The organism is Escherichia sp. WS547 (assembly GCF_046486065.1).
Taxonomy (GTDB): Bacteria; Pseudomonadota; Gammaproteobacteria; order Enterobacterales; family Enterobacteriaceae; genus Escherichia; species Escherichia coli.
Window position 1 is genome coordinate 25,458 of the sequence record NZ_JBJQMA010000012.1, and the last position, 16,271, is coordinate 41,728.

The following is a 16,271-nucleotide window of genomic DNA, read 5'->3' on the forward strand; positions in this document are numbered from 1 at the left end:
ATCAGGGCGGTTATCTTTTACAAGCAACTTGCAATCTTTAGCATAAAAACTCGAGCCTTTACGAAGAAAACAATATTGATGGAAAGATTAACGTGACCGCCAATTCGGAAGTACATTAAAATTGGCTTCGTTATTGGCGATTTTGCTGTGCTTTATACCATGCCACAGAATTCCCCCATTGAAACGAGTGGTGTCGTCAAAGCTCTGGTGTGGAGTGCAGCATGCACCCTCAATAACTCGCACGTTCAGTTTTGGGGAGATGTAAGGGCTAATCTGAACGGCTGCATTCCTTGTTTAAGGAAAAACGAATGACTGATTGCCGATACCTTATTAAACGGGTCATCAAAATCATCATTGCTGTTTTACAGCTGATCCTTCTGTTCTTATAACATAAGGAAACGTACTTAAGGCGCGTCAGGTTAACCAGCCAGGCGCGCCTTTAATAATTATAAATAAGTGCTTATACAGATAGTGTTATCATTCATGAAATAATTGATATTTATGATCACATCACGAAAATAAATATAAGAACCTGAAGGCTCACACTATAAAGTCAACAATAGTCTACTCCAGGAGCAGAATATTAAATTTTATCCGCGTGATGCATCAGCACAAATTTATCCCACAACTGTTCTTCCGTCTCGACATGTTGCGGATCCTTCACAATAGTATTGGGGATCGGGCACACCTTCTGGCAGGTTGGTGTCTCGTAGTGCCCTACGCATTCGGTACACTTATCGCTGTTAATCTCATAGATATGATCGCCCATTGAAATCGCCTCATTCGGGCATTCGGGTTCACACATATCACAATTGATGCATTTTTTAGTGATTAACAGCGCCATAAGGAAACTCTCAAAACAACACAAACCGGGCGGGCATTATACGCGCATTCTTTACTCAGACCAGTTTTTTCACCAGCGCTTCACTGTGACGAATACGTTCTGGAGCCAGTTCCAGATCCTGCTGAATCAGCGCAATGAACAGCAAATCCGTTAACATTCCCTGCGCGTGACAAGCAGAGATTGAAGCACTGTTTGTCGCTTGTTCTTCGGCAATGGTATACAGGCAATGAGAAGCACGCTGTTGCAGGGCATTCGGAGTAAAGCCGGTAATCGCCAGCACTTTTCCGCCCACTCGCAGCATCTCATCTGCCGCCAGGTTTAACTCGCGTCGTACACCGGTGTAAGAAATGGCTAATAACAGATCGTCAGGGGACGACGCCTGTACGGTAGCGAGTAGCGCATGCATATCGCGCACTGCGGCAGCATTGAAGCCAATCTTCATCAGCTTCCAGGCAAAGTTTTGCGCCACCAGACCCGAAGCGCCAATGCCGGTCAGAATTATCCGCCGCGCAGAGCGCAACATTGTTACGCATTCATGCAGTTTCTCTTCACTATTAACGTTTAGCGTTGCGTACATAGCGGCAGTATTTTCTTTAATCAGTTTTTCGCCGACCAGCCGTAACGGATCATCACCGCGGATTTGGTTATGAATGGGCACGGAGGGCGATTCCGGCTGGCTTGCCAGCGCTTCACTCAACGCCAACTTAAGCGCCGGAAAACCTTTATAGCCGAGTTTTTGCGCGAACTTCACGACGCTGGACTGACTGACTCCGGCTTCGTTGGCCAGTTGCTGAGAGCTTAAATGGCGCGCCGTATCAGGTTGTAGCAGAAGATAATCCGCCAGTTTTTTATCACTCTGGGCAAGCCCCTGGTAACGCTGACGGATACGAAGTAAGCCGTTCATATCTTTCCTCGCGATGAAATAGTGGCGACAACAGGCAATATGAGACAAACGCGAGTGAATTTTATATTCCATTGCCGCTAATTTCCATGAATTAAAAATTCCAGTTAGCCATGATGCGGTCGATTGTTGCCGGAAAAGTGATGATCTATCTGTTAGGCTATGTAGTAGCGAAAATTAATCAGGATGTTTCAGTCCAGAGGAGTATGGTTTGGCAACTCACGAGCGTCGTGTGGTGTTTTTTGACTTAGATGGAACATTGCATCAGCAGGATATGTTCGGCAGTTTTTTGCGTTATTTACTGCGTCGCCAACCGCTGAATGCGTTGCTTGTCCTGCCGTTGTTGCCGATCATAGCCATTGCGTTATTGATAAAAGGCCGTGCGGCACGCTGGCCGATGAGTCTGCTTCTGTGGGGATGCACTTTTGGTCACAATGAAGCGCGTTTGCAGGCGTTGCAGGCCGATTTCGTACGCTGGTTTCGTGACAATGTTACCGCCTTTCCGCTGGTTCAGGAGCGATTAACCACCTACCTGTTAAGTTCCGATGCTGATATCTGGTTGATTACCGGCTCTCCGCAGCCGCTGGTTGAAGCGGTTTATTTCGATACGCCCTGGCTGCCGCGGATTAATCTTATCGCCAGTCAGATTCAGCGTGGCTATGGTGGTTGGGTATTGACGATGCGTTGTCTGGGACATGAAAAGGTCGCGCAACTGGAGCGTAAAATCGGCACGCCACTGCGGTTGTACAGTGGCTATAGCGACAGTAATCAGGACAACCCGCTGCTTTATTTCTGTCAGCATCGTTGGCGAGTAACCCCGCGCGGTGAACTCCAGCAACTGGAATAGAGTAAAGCATAGCGTCCGTGTATAATGCGCCGCGCTTTTATAACCGGAGTTTTCTTTTTGTCTGAAGTCGAATTTAGCCACGAATACTGGATGCGTCACGCGCTGACGCTGGCAAAGCGTGCCTGGGATGAGCGGGAAGTGCCGGTCGGCGCGGTATTAGTGCATAACAATCGTGTTATTGGCGAAGGCTGGAACCGTCCGATTGGTCGACATGATCCCACCGCACATGCAGAAATCATGGCTCTGCGGCAGGGCGGTCTGGTGATGCAAAATTATCGTCTGATCGACGCCACGTTGTATGTCACGCTTGAACCCTGTGTAATGTGTGCCGGAGCGATGATCCACAGTCGCATTGGTCGCGTGGTCTTTGGTGCGCGTGACGCGAAAACTGGCGCTGCGGGATCTTTAATGGATGTGCTGCATCATCCGGGTATGAATCACCGAGTGGAAATTACCCAAGGAATACTGGCGGATGAGTGCGCGGCGTTGCTCAGTGACTTCTTTCGCATGCGCCGCCAGGAAATTAAAGCGCAGAAAAAAGCGCAATCCTCGACGGATTAATTTTGTTTCTCTTCACTCCCTTTCCTGGAAAACAGCAGAGAGGGAGAATGGGTCAAATAGTTTGATGACGACTGGGAAAGAAACGAGAGAAAAGGAAATTTCTCTTTGCCCAACTCCGTAGGCGATACCGCCGGATAATCCTGCGCCAGTTGCATCGCCGCTTCTGTAGCCTGCTTCTCTTTCTCTTGCAGATAACCCACCAGGCTAATCTGATACTTACGAATATTTTCGACATAAGCGTAGGCTTCATGCCCACGAGCGTAGCCGTAAGTCAGCTTGCTGTAATAGGGTTTCTGGCTAAGTAAAGGCAGACGCTGTTTTACGTCAGCCCAACTGTCAGGATTGCCTTTGGTTTTTGCCGTCAGAGCGCGGGCATCCAGCATATGCGCATAGCCCATATTGTATGCGGCGAGGGCAAACCAAATCCGTTCGTTCTCCGGCACACTTTCCGGCACTTTACTCATCATATCCTGCAAATAACGCACGCCGCCGCTGATGCTCTGTTCGGCATCGGTACGATCCGTAATGCCGAGGCTTTGCGCGGTATTTTTGGTTAGCATCATCATGCCGCGCACACCCGTCGGTGAAGTGGCCTGCGCATCCCAGTGCGATTCCTGATAAGCAATAGCGGCCAGCAAACGCCAGTCAATTTCTTCGGCGTATTTCTCAAACAGGGGCTTTAACTGCGGCAGTACCGCATCGACGGCGCGTAAAAATGTGCGCGTATCGACGTAATCAAAATCATCGCCATGCCCCAGGTATTTCTCTTCAATGCGTGCCAGAGTACCGTCTTCATTCATTTCGTTGAAGAAATCGAGCAGAGCGGCGGAAAGGGTATTATCGCCATCTAATGGGCTAAACCAGGTCACCGGTTGTTCATCGGTAATGTCGAGCGCTACGGCGAGTTCCGGATGAACGCGCTGAAACAGGCTAATGGCAACAGAATCAGCAATGGTGTAATCGAGTTTTCCTTCGATGACATCTTCCATTAATTCCGCAGAGCCTTTTTTGTCGTCAACCTTCCAGCTTAATTCCGGGAATTTTGTTTCTTTCAGGGTCTGGAGATCGTTAACCACCACATGACCCGGTGCAACGGTGAGTTGCTCCGCCGTCAGGTTGCCCAGTGTACGTGGGCGATACTGACCCACTTTATAAACCAGTTGTTGTGAAACGGAGTAGTAGGTCGGGCCTGGCTGATAATTTTTAACCCTTTCGCTGTTATAGACCAGTCCTGCCGCCAGCAGGTCGGCGTTACCATTATCGAGGTCGTCAAACAGCTGGCTGATATTCTGCCGCACGGTCACTTTCAGTTTTACGCCGAGGTAATCGGCAAACTGTTTCGCCAGTTCGTAATCCAGGCCAAAAGGTTTCCCGTTGATTTCGTTATACGTCAGGGGAGTATGAATGGTGCTCACACGCAACTCTCCCCGCGCTTGAATGGCGGCGATACGGTTGTCGGCTTTACCAAACCAGGGAATGGATGGCCAGAGAGCGACCGCGAGCAGCAGTGCCAGAATGCCGATGAACAGATAATTAATCTTTAATTTTTTCAATTAGTTAATTCTCTGTGTCGTGCGCGTCCCAGCTTGAAAAAACGTAATAATAGTGAAAGGTTTACTCATAAATGAGCGGCATTTTGCGTAAACCTGCGCCAGTTGGCAACTTATTACAGCCAGTGGCGGCACGCGTTGCTAATTCGCGATGGTGATTTTATTTCCACGCAAACGGTTTCGTCAGCGCATCAGATTCTTTATAATGACGCCCGTTTCCCCCCCTTGGGTACACCGAAAGCTTAGAAGACGAGAGACTTATGATGGAAATTCTGCGTGGTTCGCCTGCATTGTCGGCATTCCGAATCAACAAACTGCTGGCACGTTTTCAGGCTGCCAGGCTCCCGGTTCACACTATTTACGCCGAGTATGTCCATTTTGCTGACCTCAATGCGCCGTTAAACGATGATGAGCACGCACAACTTGAACGCCTGCTGAAATATGGCCCGGCACTCGCCAGCCACGCCCCGCAAGGCAAACTCCTGCTGGTGACCCCGCGTCCTGGCACCATCTCTCCCTGGTCTTCGAAAGCGACCGATATTGCCCATAACTGCGGGCTGCAACAGGTAAACCGTCTTGAGCGCGGCGTGGCTTACTATATAGAAGCCGGTACGCTGACCAATGAACAATGGCAGCAGGTTACCGCTGAACTGCACGACCGCATGATGGAAACGGTCTTTTTTGCTTTAGATGATGCAGAGCAGCTGTTTGCACACCATCAACCGACTCCGGTCACCAGCGTTGATTTGCTGGGGCAGGGCCGTCAGGCGCTAATCGACGCTAACCTGCGTCTTGGCCTGGCACTGGCGGAAGATGAAATTGACTATTTGCAGGATGCTTTCACAAAGCTTGGTCGTAACCCGAACGACATCGAACTGTATATGTTTGCCCAGGCGAACTCCGAGCACTGCCGCCACAAAATTTTTAACGCCGACTGGGTTATCGATGGTGAACAGCAGCCGAAATCGCTGTTTAAGATGATCAAAAACACCTTCGAAACCACGCCGGATCACGTTCTCTCTGCTTATAAAGATAACGCCGCCGTAATGGAAGGTTCTGAAGTGGGCCGCTACTTTGCTGACCACGAAACGGGCCGCTACGATTTCCATCAGGAACCGGCGCATATTCTGATGAAAGTCGAAACTCACAACCACCCGACGGCGATTTCTCCGTGGCCGGGCGCGGCGACCGGTTCCGGCGGTGAAATCCGCGATGAAGGTGCCACCGGGCGCGGCGCGAAGCCGAAAGCTGGTTTGGTTGGTTTCTCCGTTTCCAACTTGCGTATTCCGGGCTTTGAACAACCGTGGGAAGAAGATTTCGGTAAGCCTGAGCGCATTGTCACCGCGCTGGACATCATGACCGAAGGCCCGCTTGGTGGCGCGGCATTTAACAACGAATTTGGTCGTCCGGCACTGAACGGCTACTTCCGTACTTATGAAGAAAAAGTGAATAGCCACAATGGCGAAGAGCTGCGCGGTTATCACAAACCGATCATGCTGGCGGGCGGGATCGGCAACATTCGCGCCGATCACGTACAAAAAGGCGAGATCAACGTTGGTGCGAAGCTGGTCGTTCTCGGCGGCCCGGCAATGAACATCGGTCTTGGCGGCGGCGCGGCGTCTTCCATGGCGTCTGGTCAGTCTGATGCCGACCTCGACTTTGCTTCCGTACAGCGCGACAACCCGGAGATGGAGCGTCGCTGCCAGGAAGTGATCGACCGTTGCTGGCAGCTTGGTGATGCCAACCCAATCCTGTTTATCCACGACGTCGGCGCTGGCGGTCTTTCTAACGCCATGCCGGAACTGGTGAGCGACGGCGGGCGCGGCGGTAAATTCGAACTGCGCGATATCCTGAGCGACGAACCGGGCATGAGCCCGCTGGAAATCTGGTGTAACGAATCCCAGGAACGCTACGTGCTGGCGGTTGCTGCCGATCAGTTACCGCTGTTTGACGAACTGTGTAAGCGTGAGCGCGCGCCATACGCGGTGATTGGTGAAGCGACCGAAGAACTGCATCTTTCTTTGCACGATCGTCATTTTGATAATCAGCCGATCGATCTGCCGCTGGACGTCCTGCTTGGTAAAACGCCGAAGATGACCCGCGAAGTACAAACGCTGAAAGCGAAGGGTGATGCGCTGGTTCGTGAAGGGATCACCATCGCTGACGCGGTGAAACGCGTACTGCATCTGCCGACTGTGGCAGAGAAAACTTTCCTGGTGACCATCGGTGACCGCAGCGTAACTGGCATGGTGGCGCGCGATCAGATGGTGGGTCCGTGGCAGGTGCCGGTCGCTAACTGCGCGGTCACTACCGCCAGCCTTGACAGCTACTATGGTGAAGCGATGGCGATTGGCGAGCGTGCGCCGGTTGCGCTGCTAGATTTCGCCGCCTCTGCCCGTCTGGCGGTCGGTGAAGCGTTAACCAATATTGCCGCAACACAGATTGGCGATATCAAACGCATTAAACTTTCCGCCAACTGGATGGCGGCGGCAGGCCACCCTGGTGAAGATGCGGGCCTGTATGAAGCCGTTAAAGCTGTGGGCGAAGAACTTTGTCCGGCGCTGGGCCTGACGATCCCGGTGGGTAAAGACTCTATGTCGATGAAAACCCGCTGGCAGGAAGGTAACGAAGAGCGCGAAATGACGTCGCCGCTGTCGCTGGTGATTTCTGCATTTGCCCGTGTGGAAGATGTGCGTCACACCATCACGCCGCAGCTTTCTACCGAAGATAACGCATTACTGCTGATTGATCTGGGCAAAGGCAATAACGCGCTGGGCGCAACGGCGCTGGCGCAGGTTTATCGTCAGCTTGGCGACAAACCGGCAGATGTACGCGACGTTGCCCAACTGAAAGGCTTCTATGACGCGATTCAGGCGCTGGTTGCACAGCGTAAGCTGCTCGCGTACCACGACCGCTCGGATGGCGGCCTGCTGGTAACGCTGGCGGAAATGGCCTTTGCTGGTCATTGCGGCATTGACGCGGATATCGCCACTCTGGGTGACGATCGCCTGGCGGCGTTGTTTAACGAAGAACTGGGTGCGGTGATTCAGGTTCGTGCCGCTGACCGTGAAGCAGTTGAAGCGGTACTGGCACAGCATGGGCTTGCGGATTGCGTCCATTATGTTGGGCAGGCGGTTTCCGGTGACCGTTTTGTGATTACCGCCAACGGGCAGACTGTATTCAGCGAAAGCCGCACCACGTTGCGTGTCTGGTGGGCAGAAACTACTTGGCAGATGCAGCGCCTGCGTGACAACCCGGAGTGTGCCGACCAGGAGCACCAGGCGAAATCAAACGACGCCGATCCGGGCCTGAATGTAAAACTGTCGTTCGATATCAACGAAGATGTGGCAGCACCGTATATTGCCACTGGCGCACGTCCGAAAGTTGCTGTGCTGCGTGAGCAGGGCGTGAACTCGCATGTTGAAATGGCGGCAGCTTTCCACCGTGCAGGCTTCGATGCTATCGACGTGCATATGAGCGACCTGCTGGCTGGACGCACGGGCCTGGAGGATTTCCACGCCCTGGTCGCGTGCGGTGGTTTCTCCTACGGTGATGTGCTGGGTGCCGGTGAAGGTTGGGCGAAGTCTATCCTGTTCAATGACCGTGTACGCGATGAGTTTGCAACCTTCTTCCACCGTCCGCAAACGCTGGCGCTGGGGGTATGTAACGGTTGCCAGATGATGTCTAATCTGCGCGAACTGATCCCAGGTAGTGAGTTGTGGCCACGTTTTGTGCGCAATACCTCCGATCGCTTTGAAGCGCGTTTCAGCCTGGTTGAAGTAACCCAAAGCCCGTCTCTGCTGTTGCAGGGGATGGTGGGCTCGCAAATGCCGATTGCTGTATCTCATGGTGAAGGGCGCGTGGAAGTGCGTGATGCGGCGCATCTGGCGGCACTGGAAAGCAAAGGGCTGGTGGCACTGCGCTATGTCGATAACTTCGGTAAAGTCACTGAAACCTACCCGGCTAACCCGAACGGTTCACCGAACGGTATTACGGCGGTTACGACTGAAAGTGGTCGAGTCACCATTATGATGCCGCACCCGGAACGTGTTTTCCGTACTGTCAGCAACTCCTGGCATCCGGAAAACTGGGGCGAGGATGGGCCGTGGATGCGTATTTTCCGCAATGCACGTAAGCAATTGGGATAAGCCGTCAACCCATTGGTTTTGCAGCCGCATCCGGCATTAAGCACCAACCGCTATTATAAGCTCCCAACTTCGGGAGCTTTTTTGTGTCTGTAAATCACGACAATGGGTGGTTTACCGTGTCGCTTTCTGGCGACACTTAACTGATTGATTTTAATAGTATCTAATAAGTTTATCTTAAGTTGTCTCTTTTTAGCGACACAGTGGCTGATTTACATTCAAATAGCGAAGAAGCCATAAATCCCTCAAAGCAGCGTATAATCAGTACGTTACCAAACTATTTTCTTTATTGGCACAGTTACTGCATAATAGTAAGCAGTGGCTCATTCACCGACTTATGTCAGCCCCTTCGGGACGTGCTACATAAAATTCGAATGACGCACAACAAGGTGCCTGCCGTCCAACTTCTGATATCAGCGTAGCTATATCAACCATCGGGCGAAACGTCGAGTTAGGCACCGCCTTATTCCATAACAAAGCCGGGTAATTCCCGGCTTTGTTGTATCTGAACTTCCCCTCGGTTAGCATCAGGCTATTCGCGTCTGACGAGAGTAACACCTTGAAACGCTGGCCCGTTTTTCCCCGCTCATTACGACAACTGGTAATGCTGGCATTTTTGCTGATTCTGCTGCCCCTGTTGGTGCTGGCATGGCAAGCCTGGCAAAGCCTGAATGCGCTTAGCGATCAGGCGGCGCTGGTTAACCGCACTACGCTTATTGATGCCCGGCGCAGTGAAGCGATGACCAACGCGGCGCTGGAGATGGAGCGTAGTTACCGTCAGTATTGCGTGCTGGACGACCCTACGCTTGCGAAGGTTTATCAAAGCCAGCGCAAGCGTTACAGCGAAATGCTCGATGCCCACGCAGGCGTACTGCCAGACGATAAACTTTACCAGGCATTGCGTCAGGATTTGAACAATCTGGCTCAACTTCAGTGTAACAACAGTGGTCCCGATGCCGCCGCCGCCGCGCGTCTTGAAGCCTTTGCCAGTGCCAATACCGAAATGGTGCAGGCCACGCGCACAGTGGTGTTCTCTCGTGGGCAGCAACTTCAGCGTGAAATCGCCGAACGTGGGCAATATTTTGGTTGGCAATCGCTGGTGCTATTTCTGGTGAGTCTGGTGATGGTGCTACTTTTCACGAGGATGATTATCGGTCCGGTGAAAAATATCGAGCGCATGATCAACCGGCTGGGGGAAGGGCGTTCTCTGGGCAATAGCGTTTCGTTCAGTGGACCGAGCGAGTTACGCTCGGTTGGGCAACGTATTCTTTGGTTAAGTGAGCGCCTGTCATGGCTGGAATCCCAACGTCATCAATTCTTAAGACATTTATCTCATGAATTAAAAACGCCGCTGGCGAGTATGCGCGAGGGCACTGAATTACTGGCTGACCAGGTTGTCGGGCCGCTTACGCCAGAGCAAAAAGAGGTGGTGAGCATCCTCGATAGCAGCAGCCGCAATTTGCAAAAACTGATCGAACAACTGCTTGATTACAACCGTAAACAGGCGGACAGTGCGGTGGAACTGGAGAATGTTGAATTAGCACCGCTGGTGGAGACAGTAGTTTCTGCTCATAGCCTGCCCGCACGGGCTAAAATGATGCATACCGACGTCGATCTCCAAGCAACAGCTTGCCTGGCGGAGCCAATGCTGCTGATGAGCGTACTGGATAATCTTTACTCCAATGCTGTGCACTACGGGACTGAATCCGGTAACATTTGCCTTCGCAGCAGTTTACATGGCGCGCGGGTTTATATTGATGTCATCAATACAGGAACACCCATTCCGCAAGAGGAACGCGCCATGATCTTCGAACCCTTTTTTCAGGGAAGCCACCAGCGAAAAGGGGCGGTGAAGGGCAGCGGTCTGGGATTAAGCATTGCCAGGGATTGTATTCGCCGTATGCAAGGGGAACTGTATCTGGTCGACGAGAGCGGGCAAGACGTTTGCTTCCGCATTGAATTGCCGTCGTCGAAAAACACGAAATAATGCTAACAGCCTATCCCATCAGGCTATTTTATTTGCCAGTTTGGCCCTGGGCAGTGCTCGAAATCCTCACGTACGACATGTACGCTCCGGTTTCTCCGCGCTGTCCGTATCCAAACTGCCTGCAACAATTACGCCCACTGGGAAAGGCGCTAAGTCTGGTGAATATGCGACACATTTTTCAACGATTATTGCCCCGACGGCTGTGGCTGGCAGGGCTGCCATGTCTGGCATTGCTGGGTTGCGTGCAGAGTCACAATAAGCCAGCCATTGATACGCCAGCAGAAGAAAAAATTCCGGTTTATCAACTGGCTGACTATCTTTCTACTGAATGTAGCGACATCTGGGCGCTGCAAGGTAAATCAACCGAAACCAATCCGCTTTACTGGCTGCGGGCGATGGATTGTGCTGATCGTTTAATGCCTGCGCAGTCGCGTCAGCAAGCCCGCCAATATGACGACGGCAGCTGGCAAAATACCTTTAAACAAGGGATTTTGCTCGCCGACGCCAAAATTACACCGTATGAGCGCCGCCAGCTGGTCGCGCGCATTGATGCGCTAAGTACCGAGATCCCGGCACAGGTTCGCCCTCTGTATCAACTCTGGCGCGACAGTCAGGCGCTGCAACTGCAACTGGCGGAAGAGCGCCAACGCTACGGCAAGCTCCAGCAATCCAGCGACAGCGAGCTGGATACTTTGCGCCAGCAATATCACGTTCTACAGCAGCAACTGGAACTCACCACCCGCAAGCTGGAAAACCTGACTGATATTGAACGCCAGCTCTCGACCCGCAAACCGGCTGGAAATTTCTCGCCGGATACGCCACACGAGAGTGAAAAGCCCGCGCCATCCACCGATGAGGTCACTCCTGATGAGCCATAAACCTGCGCATTTATTATTGGTCGATGACGATCCGGGATTGCTGAAACTGCTTGGCCTGCGCCTGACCAGCGAAGGCTACAGCGTGGTCACGGCGGAAAGTGGTGCTGAAGGATTACGGGTACTGAATCGCGAAAAAGTAGATTTAGTTATCAGCGACCTGCGGATGGATGAAATGGATGGTATGCAGCTGTTTGCTGAAATCCAGAAAGTGCAGCCGGGAATGCCGGTAATTATTCTTACCGCACATGGTTCTATTCCCGATGCCGTTGCTGCAACACAGCAGGGAGTGTTCAGTTTCCTCACCAAGCCTGTCGATAAAGACGCGCTATATCAGGCAATTGATGATGCGCTGGAACAATCCGCGCCAGCCACCGATGAACGCTGGCGCGAGGCGATTGTCACCCGCAGCCCGCTGATGCTGCGTTTGCTGGAACAGGCGCGGCTGGTGGCGCAATCAGACGTCAGCGTTTTGATTAATGGCCAGAGCGGCACCGGGAAAGAGATTTTCGCCCAGGCTATCCACAACGCTAGCCCGCGCAATAGCAAACCATTTATTGCTATTAACTGTGGTGCATTGCCCGAGCAATTGCTGGAGTCGGAGCTGTTTGGTCATGCGCGTGGCGCGTTTACTGGCGCTGTCAGCAATCGCGAAGGTTTATTCCAGGCGGCGGAAGGCGGTACGCTATTTCTCGATGAGATTGGCGATATGCCCGCACCGTTGCAGGTTAAACTGCTGCGCGTGTTGCAGGAGCGTAAAGTGCGCCCGCTGGGCAGTAACCGCGATATTGATATCGACGTGCGGATTATTTCCGCCACTCACCGCGACCTGCCAAAAGCGATGGCGCGCGGGGAATTCCGTGAAGATCTCTATTACCGCCTCAACGTTGTCAGCCTGAAAATTCCGGCTCTGGCAGAGCGCACAGAAGACATTCCGCTACTGGCAAATCACCTGTTGCGCCAGGCGGCAGAGCGACATAAACCGTTTGTCCGCGCGTTCTCCACCGATGCGATGAAACGCCTGATGACCGCTAGCTGGCCGGGTAATGTACGCCAGTTGGTCAACGTGATTGAACAGTGCGTGGCGCTGACCTCATCTCCGGTGATTAGCGATGCATTAGTAGAGCAGGCGCTGGAGGGCGAAAACACGGCGCTGCCAACCTTTGTTGAGGCGCGTAATCAGTTTGAACTCAACTACTTGCGTAAGCTGCTGCAAATTACCAAAGGCAACGTCACCCACGCGGCGAGAATGGCGGGGCGCAACCGGACAGAATTTTATAAACTGCTATCCCGACACGAGCTGGATGCAAACGATTTCAAGGAATGAATTGGCGTTATGTGTTACGTTTAGCAGATCAAAAGACAGGCGACCTTTTCAAGGAATAGCATGAAAAAGATTGATGCGATTATTAAACCCTTCAAGCTGGACGATGTTCGCGAAGCACTGGCTGAAGTCGGCATTACTGGCATGACGGTCACTGAGGTGAAAGGTTTTGGCCGCCAGAAAGGCCATACCGAGCTGTACCGCGGCGCGGAGTATATGGTGGATTTTCTGCCGAAAGTGAAAATTGAGATTGTCGTACCGGACGACATTGTCGATACCTGTGTCGATACCATTATTCGCACGGCGCAAACCGGCAAAATCGGTGATGGTAAAATCTTCGTCTTTGACGTGGCACGGGTCATTCGTATCCGTACCGGTGAAGAAGACGACGCGGCAATTTAAACCGCGTCAAGGGTTGCCGGATGTTTCCATCCGGCAACATCAAATCACAGCACCTTATGCGGGCCAAAGCATTCGTAATGAATGTTTTCCTGCTTCACGCCCAGATCCACTAACTGTTTCGCGGCAAACTGCATGAAGCCAACCGGGCCGCAGAGATAGAACTGCATTGTCGGATCGCTGAACGCACCTTCCAGTTTGCTCAAATCCATCAGACCTTCGCTATCAAACTGACCTTTAGCGCGATCGGCTTCGCTCGGCTGACGATACCAGGTGTGCGCGGTAAAGCGCGGCAGTGACAGCCCCAGTTCCTTAACTTCATCAGCAAAGGCGTGAACATCGCCATTTTCTGCCGCATGGAACCAGTTCACTTGTGCTGTGTGGCCAGCTTTTGCCAGCGTGTCGAGCATTGCCAGCATTGGCGTTTGACCGACACCGGCAGAGATTAACGTCACTGGTGTGTCATCTGCGACAGCCATAAAAAAATCACCTGCTGGAGCGACCAGTTTCACGACATCGCCAACATTGGCGTGATTGTGCAGCCAGTTGGATACCTGCCCACCCTCTTCGCGTTTCACCGCAATACGATAGCCTTTGCCATCCGGTTTGCGAGTCAAAGAGTACTGACGAATTTCCTGATGCGGGAAACCTTCCGGCTTCAGCCAGACGCCGAGATATTGCCCCGGACGGTATTCTGCCACTGCGCCACCGTCGACCGGCTCCAGTTCGAAGCTGGTGATAAGCGCGCTGCGCGGTGTTTTAGCCACAATGCGGAAATCGCGAGTACCTTCCCAGCCACCGGCTTTGCTGGCGTTTTCGTTATAGATTTCCGCCTCGCGATTGATAAATACATTAGCCAGTACGCCATAGGCTTTACCCCACGCGTCCAGCACTTCCTGGCCCGGGCTGAACATTTCGTCCAGCGTCGCCAACAGGTGTTCACCGACAATGTTGTACTGTTCCGGTTTGATCTGGAAGCTGGTGTGCTTCTGCGCGATTTTTTCTACCGCTGGCAGCAGCGCAGGCAGGTTTTCAATATTACTGGCGTAGGCGGCAATAGCGTTAAACAGGGCTTCACGTTGATCGCCATTGCGCTGGTTACTCATGTTAAAAATTTCTTTGAGTTCTGGGTTATGAGTAAACATACGGTCGTAGAAATGGGCGGTTAACTTTGGTCCCGTTTCCACCAGTAAAGGGATGGTGGCTTTTACTGTAGCGATGGTTTGAGCGTCAAGCATATGGTCTTCCTTTTTTTTGCATCTTAATTGATGTATCTCAAATGCATCTTATAAAAAATAGCCCTGCAATGTAAATGGTTCTTTGGTGTTTTTCAGAAAGAATGTGATGAAGTGAAAAATTTGCATCACAAACCTGAAAAGAAATCCGTTTCCGGTTGCAAGCTCTTTATTCTCCAAAGCCTTGCGTAGCCTGAAGGTAATCGTTTGCGTAAATTCCTTTGTCAAGACCTGTTATCACACAATGATTCGGTTATACTGTTCGCCGTTGTCCAACAGGACCGCCTATAAAGGCCAAAAATTTTATTGTTAGCTGAGTCAGGAGATGCGGATGTTAAAGCGTGAAATGAACATTGCCGATTATGATGCCGAACTGTGGCAGGCTATGGAGCAGGAAAAAGTACGTCAGGAAGAGCACATCGAACTGATCGCCTCCGAAAACTACACCAGCCCGCGCGTAATGCAGGCGCAGGGTTCTCAGCTGACCAACAAATATGCTGAAGGTTATCCGGGCAAACGCTACTACGGCGGTTGCGAGTATGTTGATATCGTTGAACAACTGGCGATCGATCGTGCGAAAGAACTGTTCGGTGCTGACTACGCTAACGTCCAGCCGCACTCCGGCTCCCAGGCTAACTTTGCGGTGTACACCGCGCTGCTGGAACCAGGTGATACCGTTCTGGGTATGAACCTGGCGCATGGCGGTCACCTGACTCACGGTTCTCCGGTTAACTTCTCCGGTAAACTGTACAACATCGTTCCTTACGGTATCGATGCTACCGGTCATATCGACTACGCCGATCTGGAAAAACAAGCCAAAGAACACAAACCGAAAATGATTATCGGTGGCTTCTCTGCATATTCCGGCGTGGTGGACTGGGCGAAAATGCGTGAAATCGCTGACAGCATCGGTGCTTACCTGTTCGTTGATATGGCGCACGTTGCGGGCCTGGTTGCAGCTGGCGTCTACCCGAACCCGGTTCCTCATGCTCACGTTGTTACTACCACCACTCACAAAACCCTGGCGGGTCCGCGCGGCGGCCTGATCCTGGCGAAAGGTGGTAGCGAAGAGCTGTACAAAAAACTGAACTCTGCCGTTTTCCCTGGTGGTCAGGGCGGTCCGTTGATGCACGTAATCGCCGGTAAAGCGGTTGCTCTGAAAGAAGCGATGGAGCCTGAGTTCAAAACTTACCAGCAGCAGGTCGCTAAAAACGCTAAAGCGATGGTAGAAGTGTTCCTGGAACGCGGCTACAAAGTGGTTTCCGGCGGCACTGATAACCACCTGTTCCTGGTTGATCTGGTTGATAAAAACCTGACCGGTAAAGAAGCGGACGCCGCTCTGGGCCGTGCTAACATCACCGTCAACAAAAACAGCGTACCGAACGATCCGAAGAGCCCGTTTGTGACCTCCGGTATTCGCGTGGGTACTCCGGCGATTACCCGTCGTGGCTTCAAAGAAGCCGAAGCGAAAGAACTGGCTGGCTGGATGTGTGACGTGCTGGACAGCATCAATGATGAAGCCGTTATCGAGCGCATCAAAGGTAAAGTTCTCGACATCTGTGCACGTTACCCGGTTTACGCGTAAGCGAAACGGTTAATCTGT

At 52.1% G+C, this 16,271-nt stretch carries 13 protein-coding genes; 9 read left to right on the forward strand and 4 right to left on the reverse strand.

Annotated elements, in window-relative coordinates; all coding sequences use genetic code 11:
- The first annotated feature begins 308 nt into the window (after positions 1–308).
- Positions 309–389, forward strand: coding sequence for a type I toxin-antitoxin system toxin ShoB (gene shoB / locus ACJHWK_RS12650; protein WP_000128776.1), 81 nt, complete (start codon positions 309–311; stop codon positions 387–389).
- Between the two features lie 194 nt (positions 390–583).
- Here shoB and yfhL read toward each other — a convergent pair whose 3' ends face one another.
- Positions 584–844: a 4Fe-4S dicluster ferredoxin YfhL gene (gene yfhL / locus ACJHWK_RS12655; protein WP_001196285.1), complete on the reverse strand. Its 261-nt coding sequence runs from the start codon at positions 842–844 to the stop codon at positions 584–586.
- 55 nt (positions 845–899) lie between these two features.
- Complete coding sequence (locus tag ACJHWK_RS12660; protein WP_001013779.1) at positions 900–1,748, reverse strand: MurR/RpiR family transcriptional regulator; 849 nt, start codon at positions 1,746–1,748, stop codon at positions 900–902.
- A 208-nt stretch (positions 1,749–1,956) separates the two neighbouring features.
- Here ACJHWK_RS12660 and yfhb point away from each other — a divergent pair, with 208 nt between their 5' ends.
- Positions 1,957–2,592 (forward strand): phosphatidylglycerophosphatase C, encoded by a 636-nt coding sequence (yfhb, locus tag ACJHWK_RS12665; RefSeq protein WP_000190642.1) that lies wholly within the window; start codon positions 1,957–1,959, stop codon positions 2,590–2,592.
- A gap of 57 nt (positions 2,593–2,649) precedes the next feature.
- Positions 2,650–3,153, forward strand: a complete 504-nt coding sequence (gene tadA, locus ACJHWK_RS12670) for a tRNA adenosine(34) deaminase TadA (RefSeq protein ID WP_001521081.1) — start codon at positions 2,650–2,652, stop codon at positions 3,151–3,153.
- On the opposite strand, the gene mltF is transcribed toward tadA, so the two are convergent.
- Entirely contained in the window at positions 3,150–4,706 is a 1,557-nt protein-coding gene (mltF, locus tag ACJHWK_RS12675; protein WP_000734212.1) for a membrane-bound lytic murein transglycosylase MltF, read from the reverse strand. The genes tadA and mltF overlap by 4 nt on opposite strands.
- Positions 4,707–4,963: 257 nt before the next feature.
- Here mltF and purL point away from each other — a divergent pair, with 257 nt between their 5' ends.
- The 5 genes from purL (at position 4,964) to glnB (ending at position 13,436) form a co-directional block, all read left to right on the forward strand.
- Positions 4,964–8,851, forward strand: a complete 3,888-nt coding sequence (gene purL, locus ACJHWK_RS12680; protein WP_021523225.1) for a phosphoribosylformylglycinamidine synthase — start codon at positions 4,964–4,966, stop codon at positions 8,849–8,851.
- 556 nt (positions 8,852–9,407) lie between these two features.
- Positions 9,408–10,835 carry a two component system sensor histidine kinase QseE/GlrK gene (qseE, locus tag ACJHWK_RS12685; RefSeq protein WP_001309666.1) on the forward strand — a complete coding sequence of 476 codons (1,428 nt, stop codon included), beginning with the start codon at positions 9,408–9,410 and terminating at the stop codon, positions 10,833–10,835.
- A gap of 164 nt (positions 10,836–10,999) precedes the next feature.
- A complete protein-coding gene (gene qseG / locus ACJHWK_RS12690; RefSeq protein ID WP_001590522.1) occupies positions 11,000–11,713 on the forward strand; it encodes a two-component system QseEF-associated lipoprotein QseG in 714 nt (237 codons plus the stop codon).
- On the forward strand, positions 11,703–13,037 hold the full coding sequence (glrR, locus tag ACJHWK_RS12695; protein ID WP_001298983.1) for a two-component system response regulator GlrR: 1,335 nt from the start codon (positions 11,703–11,705) through the stop codon (positions 13,035–13,037). Before qseG ends, glrR begins: the two co-directional genes overlap by 11 nt.
- A gap of 60 nt (positions 13,038–13,097) precedes the next feature.
- Entirely contained in the window at positions 13,098–13,436 is a 339-nt protein-coding gene (gene glnB / locus ACJHWK_RS12700) for a nitrogen regulatory protein P-II (RefSeq protein WP_000717694.1), read from the forward strand.
- A 44-nt stretch (positions 13,437–13,480) separates the two neighbouring features.
- Here glnB and hmpA read toward each other — a convergent pair whose 3' ends face one another.
- On the reverse strand, positions 13,481–14,671 hold the full coding sequence (hmpA, locus tag ACJHWK_RS12705; RefSeq protein ID WP_001521077.1) for an NO-inducible flavohemoprotein: 1,191 nt from the start codon (positions 14,669–14,671) through the stop codon (positions 13,481–13,483).
- 328 nt (positions 14,672–14,999) lie between these two features.
- Here hmpA and glyA point away from each other — a divergent pair, with 328 nt between their 5' ends.
- Positions 15,000–16,253, forward strand: coding sequence for a serine hydroxymethyltransferase (glyA, locus tag ACJHWK_RS12710; protein WP_000919159.1), 1,254 nt, complete (start codon positions 15,000–15,002; stop codon positions 16,251–16,253).
- Positions 16,254–16,271: the final 18 nt, after the last annotated feature.